This window comes from Magnetospirillum sp. UT-4, assembly GCF_902729435.1.
Classification (GTDB): Bacteria; Pseudomonadota; Alphaproteobacteria; order Rhodospirillales; family Magnetospirillaceae; genus Magnetospirillum.
In genome coordinates, this window is sequence record NZ_CACVCG010000099.1 from 1 (window position 1) to 6,245 (window position 6,245).

General features: G+C 70.6%; 4 protein-coding genes and 1 tRNA gene. 2 read left to right on the forward strand and 3 right to left on the reverse strand.

Annotated features, from left to right (window positions below):
* Positions 1 to 845 precede the first annotated feature (845 nt).
* Positions 846 to 922 (reverse strand) — tRNA-Asp (locus MTBUT4_RS13590).
* 142 nt (positions 923 to 1,064) lie between these two features.
* Between MTBUT4_RS13590 and MTBUT4_RS13595 the strand changes: the two genes are divergently transcribed.
* Entirely contained in the window at positions 1,065 to 1,259 is a 195-nt protein-coding gene (locus tag MTBUT4_RS13595; RefSeq protein WP_173980231.1) for a DUF4169 family protein, read from the forward strand.
* Here MTBUT4_RS13595 and MTBUT4_RS13600 read toward each other — a convergent pair.
* Complete coding sequence (locus tag MTBUT4_RS13600) at positions 1,256 to 3,124, reverse strand: ATP-binding protein (protein ID WP_173980232.1); 1,869 nt, start codon at positions 3,122 to 3,124, stop codon at positions 1,256 to 1,258. The two genes, MTBUT4_RS13595 and MTBUT4_RS13600, sit on opposite strands and share 4 nt — an antisense overlap.
* Positions 3,125 to 3,195: 71 nt before the next feature.
* On the reverse strand, positions 3,196 to 4,707 hold the full coding sequence (locus tag MTBUT4_RS13605) for a CYTH and CHAD domain-containing protein (RefSeq protein WP_173980233.1): 1,512 nt from the start codon (positions 4,705 to 4,707) through the stop codon (positions 3,196 to 3,198).
* A gap of 133 nt (positions 4,708 to 4,840) precedes the next feature.
* On the opposite strand from MTBUT4_RS13605, the gene MTBUT4_RS13610 reads away from it, so the two are divergent.
* The gene (locus MTBUT4_RS13610; protein WP_173980234.1) at positions 4,841 to 6,226 is read left to right on the forward strand and encodes an SPOR domain-containing protein; all 1,386 of its coding nucleotides are present in this window, start codon (positions 4,841 to 4,843) and stop codon (positions 6,224 to 6,226) included.
* The last annotated feature ends 19 nt before the right edge of the window (positions 6,227 to 6,245 follow it).

A 6,245-nucleotide genomic window follows, 5' to 3' on the forward strand; every position in this document is an offset into this window, starting at 1 on the left:
ATCAAAGCAAATGGTCTGTTCGATACAGGGACCATGCCTCGGCCTGAGGAGATCAGCCGGGAAGAGGTGCGCTACCATGGCGACCTGACGGCCTGGAACGAAGAACAGGCGCGAATCCGTCTTGGCATCCAGCTGCTGAAGGTGAGCCAAGAGGCTTATCGCAAAAACGCGACTTGCCGTGAAGGCATCCCGTATCGGGCCTGGCTGGCTACCAACGCCTCCTTTCTGAAGGCCGCCAAGATGGACAACCCCAGCTGGCGCCTGTTCCAGCTGGCCTTCGTCCTCGCCCACATACCGACCATTGCGTCCCGAATGCCCGAGTTCGAGGGGTATTTCCGCGAGGACTACGACGAGGACAAGGCGACCCTGCTCTACATGAGCACGGGTGGCGGCAAGTCCGAGGCCTTCTTCGGCATCCTGATCTTCACGCTGTTCTTCGACCGGCTGCGCGGTAAGCATCGTGGCATCAGCGCCATGATCCATTACCCGCTGCGCCTCCTGACCCTCCAGCAGGCCCAGCGCCTGATGCGCCTGCTGGCCCGCGCCGAGATTATCCGGCGCAAGATGAAGGCGGAAGGCGCGCCCTTCGAGATCGAGTTCCGGGTGGGTTCGAGCAACACCCCCATTCGTGCCCATTTCTGGGCTTCGGATTTCCTGTCGAACGTGCGGGAGAGGGGCGGGGCACCACGACGACGGACGAGGGCCTGCCAACGGTCGCCACGGGATCGGATTGTCGCCACGGTTCTGGCCTCCGTTGTGACGGATTTGTGCCAGACTGGCTTCTCAACGACGGTCGGGTCTTGCTGCCATCGCCCGCATCCCGGCATGGTCCAGGAAGGGGAGAATGGCGCGAGTGACGGGGCTCGAACCCGCGACCTCCGGCGTGACAGGCCGGCGCTCTAACCAACTGAGCTACACCCGCGTCGTCGTGAGGGCCGGGGATATAACAGGCTGCGGCGACGGGCGCAAGGGTGAATCGCATTTTCCTGACCCGGGTCCGACGGGCGCCTGTTCATCGCCTTGCCGGACGCGCTAGACTGGGCGCCTTGTCGGAGGGCCGGTCCATGGCGGAAATCGTCAACCTCAATCGCTGGCGCAAGGCCAAGGCCAAGCAGGAGGCCGAACGGACGGCCGCCATCAACCGCACCGCCTTCGGCCGGACCAGGGCCGAGAGGGAGGCCGAGCGCCGCCGCGCCGAGAAGGCGGCGGCCGAACTGGACGGCAAGCGCACGGATGCGGAGACCGAGGGAAGCGATTAACCTGCGCGGTTGAGCGGCAGCTCGATGGTGAAGACGCTGCCGCCGCCGGGGGCGTCGCCGACTTCGATGTGTCCGCCGTGATGGGCGGCGATCTTGCGGCAGAGGGCGAGGCCGATTCCGGTGCCTTCGTACTGCTCGCTGGTCACCAGGCGCTGGAACACGCCGAACAGGCGCTCGCGCTGGTCGGGCGGAATGCCGATGCCGTTATCGGCCACGCTGACCCGCAGCGCCTGGTCGTCCGCCGTCCAGGTGACGGTGATACGGGGCGGGCGGTCGGCGGGCACGAACTTGGTCGCGTTGTCGATCAGGTTCTGGAACAGGCGCACCATCTCGGCGCGCCGCACCGTTACCGCCGGCAGGTCCCCGGCCACCGTCACCTCGGCGCCGCGTTCGGCCAGGGCGAGCTGGAGGTTCTCCTTCGCCTCGGCGATCACCTCGGCGAGGCCGATCCGCTCGGGCGGGTCGCCGGTGCGGCCGACCCGCGAATATTCCAGCAGGCCGTTGATCATGGCATCCATGCGGCGCGCGCCGTTGGTGGCGAACGCCATGTACTCGGCCAGGTCGGCATCGGCCTCGGGTCCCAGCCGCTTGCCGATCAGGCCGACATAGCCGGCCACCATCCGCAGCGGCTGGCGCAGATCGTGCGACGCGGCATAGGCGAATTGCTCGAGTTCGGAATTGGAGCGTTCCAGGTCGCGGGCGGCGGCCGACAATTGGCCCGTCCGCTCCTGCACCTTGCGCGCCAGCGAGGCACGTTCCTCGGCCAGGGCGGCGAGGGCGCGGTTGCGTCCGTGCAGGGCGCGGGCCAGCAGCGCGGCGAGGATCGCCAGGGCGGCGAAGGCGCAGGCGGCAAGCGCGATTTCAGTGCCGTACTGATCCAGCAATTCGGGCGGACGGCCTAGGACGCGGGCGTCGGCAGGCAGCGACGCGGCGGGAATCTTCCATCGCTGCAACTGCCGCCAGTCAAAGATGTTGCGGATGGCCTCGCCGGGCGGGAGCGGCCGGTCGCCCCTGGCGATGGCCGCCACCGCCTCGCCGATCTGGCGTCCGGCGGTTTCCTGGCTGAGCAGCGCGCCGCCCACCACACCGCTGCCCATCAGGGATTCCCAGGCCGAGAAGACCGGGGCGGTGGCGGCGGCGGAGATGCGCTGCGCCACCTCGAACGGCGTGATCGGGGCGCCGCGCTCGTCCGAGAAGGTCAGCAGGTAGAAGATCGCCGATCGCGGCGGCAATTGCGCCACCCGCTCCACCACCTGATCCAGCGGGCGGCCGGTCAGGTCCTCCACCGGCAGACGCGGCGCCTCGGCCGCCAGCGCCTCGCGGAACTGGGAAACGCGCTCGGCGGCGAGGCCGGGGGCGTTGTCGCCGACCACCACCAGACGCTCCGCCCGCGACAGGCGCAGGGCCTGGGTGACCGATTTGCGGTAGTCGACGCCCAGCGTGACGACGATATCCGCCGCCGCCGGATCGACCACCTCGGCCAGGGTGGCGCGGGGGATCTCGACGAAGATCATCCGCGCGCCGCCCAGCCTGGCCCGCTCGCGCGCCACCGCCCGCGCCGCCGGGCCGGTCCACGCGACCACGGCGTCGAAGTGCATGGAGGCATATTTGCGCTCCACCACCGCGGAGAAGGCGTCGGCGGCAACCTTGGCGGGGATGCGCGGGCTGTCGAGGAATTCGGTATGGACGTCGGCGCCCCCCGGTCCCAGCGCCTGGGTCAGGCCGCGTTCCAGCGCCTGCTGGGCCGGCAGGTCCTTGTTGAAGGACGAGACGAACAGCAGCGACGGCCGCTCGGCGGCGACGGCGGACGCCGCCACCATCACGCACCAAGTCGCCGCCAGTACGCCTGACAGTATCCGCCGCATCGCCCCTATCCCTGACGCCACTCTAAACTAAAGGTTAGCCACCCGCCCGGCAATAGGGGGTGAAGAGGTGCTCAGGACCAGAACGGGTCGAGTTTGCGCAGCCGCTTCCAGGCCCGGTCGGCGCCTTTCAGCAGGTCGGGGCGGCGTGCCTCGTGCCAGCCGGCGACCAGGCCGGCGGCCCAGGCCAGCGGCCCCTGGTGGTGGCTGGCGGCCAGCTTCGGTCCCGCCACCGCGATGTCGTTGAGCTCGCCCAACTGGTCCTGCAGCTCGGCAAGGGCGGACAGGAAGGGCCGCGCCGCCTTGGCGCCGTACAGCGGAGCGAAGAACTCGCCGGCATAGCGCAGCTGCTTGCCGAGGATGCGGACCTGGTGGCGCTGCTCGGGCGTCAGGGCAGCCAGGGTCTTGCCGCCGGCCTTCAGCATCTTGCGGTGGCTCTTGGCCAGCACCTTGACGGCGAACGGCCCCACCGGTTCCGCCAGAGCCGGGTTGCCGCTCCAGGCGCCGGTCTCGACCCAGGCCCCCAGCGCCAGCAGCAGCCGGGTGAAACGGTTTTCGGCCACCGCCTCCAGGGCGGCGGCGAAGTCGCGGTCGCGGACCTGCTTCCACGCCGCGCGGGTCTCGGCCAGGCTGGCCAGTTCGGGATGGCGCTCCATTACCGGGTCGATGATTTCGGCCAGGAACACGTCGCCGTCGCGGGCCGGCCCGAGATGGGCGAGCAGCCAGCGCAGTTCCGCCACCACCTCGGCCAGGGCCGGATCGACCAGCAGCGGCCGGAACACCTTGAGTGCCGAGCGCAGGCGGCGCAGCGCAACCCGCATCTGGTGGACCGCCTCGGGGTCGTGCGCCTCGCTCAGGCTGGCCTCGTTGGCGAGAAGGTGCTCCAGGCAGTTGCGGGCGATGGCGCGGAAGGACTCGGCCAGGGTCTGGTCGGCGGCCAGCGGCACCGGCCGGGATTTCACCGGGGCCGGAATGGTGCCCGCCGCCAGGGCGAAGCCGCGGTCGGACTTGGAGCGGGTCGATAGGCGGGCCGGCACCGCCTCCAGCAGCCGGTCGGCGATGCGGTAGAGCTCGGCCGGCTGGCCCGCCAGCAATTCCAGTTCGGCCTCGAACAGCGGCGCGCTGCGGTCGCCCGCCACCACCTCGCCGTGGTCGAGGGCCAGTTCCACCTCCCAGCCCTCGCCGGCCAGCCGATAGGCGGTGCGCCTGATGCGGGTGGTGAAGACCGGGACCAGACGCTCGCTCAGGTCGGGGGCGGCCAGGGCGTCGAGCCCGGTGGCGCGCAGCAGCGTCGGGTCGGGACCGTTGGTGGCCACCGGCGCCTCCCATTCGCGGCGGCGGAACAGCCCGGCGGCCCGCGTGCCGGCGGTCTTCACCGTCTGCAGCCGGCGCGCCCCGGCGCGGCGCAGGCGCACGGTGATGCCGGCGGCAGCAAGGCTGCGGTCGGCGGTGTCGTAATAGGTCGAGTCCAGGCGGGCGGTGGTGGGGCGCTCCTGCCGGTGTTCGCGCACCAGCGGATGGCGCCTGATCCGCTCCAGCCCGGCAGCGTCGGTCACCAGCTTGAGTTCCAGTTCCTTGGCGTCCATCTGCGTTCCCCGGTCGGCCTCTCCTTATACCACCCGGTTCGGTGCCGCGCCCGTCATTAAGAAAGAATGAACCGCTTTGCGGGCATGCTCGACGGCATTTCCTGGGTGCATGGCACGCGAGGCGGGGGACAGCATGAGCCGTATTCGTCGTTTGGGAAGCAGCGCGGCCACCATGGTGGCGGTGGTGGCGCTGGCCGGGTGCGCGGCCATGATGGATCCCCAGGGAACCGGCAACACCGTCGGCGGCGTGTTCAACCAGCAGGCCACCGACCGCGCCATGAGCGCCCTGACCAAGGGCGACTATTCCGGCGCCGAGGCCCACGCCATGCGGGCGCTGCGCTACAATTCCAAGGATCCGGTGGCGCTGCTGGTGGCCGGGCTGGCCTATCAGGGGATGGGGCGCTACGAGCTCGCCCGCCAGTACTACGAGGTCATCATCAGCAACCAGTATCCCGGCTCCATCGTCACCACCGGCGATACCGGCGTTGCCCAGCCGCGGTCTCTGATCGACATCGCGCGGGCCAACATGGCGGTGGTCGACAAGCTCACCGGGCGCAACGTGCCCCGCAGCACCGCCCAGTCCGGGGTGCCCCCGACCCAGTCGATGATCGGGGCGCCGCCGCTGCCGGTGGTCGATCGCGCGCCGCCGCCGCTGCCCGGACGGCCGATGGTGGCGACCGGCCCGCTCGACCCCGTCGGCGCGTCCGTGACGCCCGCACCCGGTCGCATCGGTGATGCCGAGGCCAACGTCGCCGGACGTTTCCGCATCCTCAAGCGCCTGCTCGACGACGGGCTGATCACCCAGGACGAATTCAACAAGCGCCGCGCCGCCAATGTCGGCGCCCTGCTGCCGATGACCCAGCCGGTGCCGGCCATCGGCCTGGAACGCCCGATCCCGCCGGACGAGGCGGTGGCGACCAGGCTGCGCGCGCTCGGCCAGACGCTGGAAGCGCGCGGCATGACGGTGGCGGAACATGCCGCCGAGCGCAGCGCCATCCTCGACGGCCTGCTCCCCGACAAGCCGCGCAAGCGCGAGGTGGCGTCGCTGCCGCCCGCCGACCTGATCGAGGCCGGCCAGGCGGTCGGCCGCGTCGAACGGATGCGCGTCGCCGGCCTGGTGACCGCCGACGAGGCCAGGCGCGAAAAGGATGCGCTGGAGAAGGCCTTCGACAGCGTCCAGAGCAGCCAGCGCGTCGCCGGCACCGCCACCGGCCTGCGCCCGGCCGGAAGCGGCAGCGGCGGCGGCGGCAAACCCGCTGCGGCCGCGACCGCGGCCGGCAAGGGCTGGGGGGTGTCGCTGGCCTCGGCCAAGAGCGAGGAGGACGCGCGGGCGACCTGGGACCGCATCAAGGCCAAGTTCCCCGAGGAACTGGGCAAGCTCGACGCCATCATGCGCAAAAGCGACAAGGACGGCCGCTGGCGGGTGGTCGCCGGGCCGCTGGCCGGCAAGGACGCCGCCCGCAAGCTGTGCAAGACCCTGAAGCTGCACCGCCAGGCCTGCGACGCAGTCACCATGTAGGCCAATCCCCGGCGGCCCA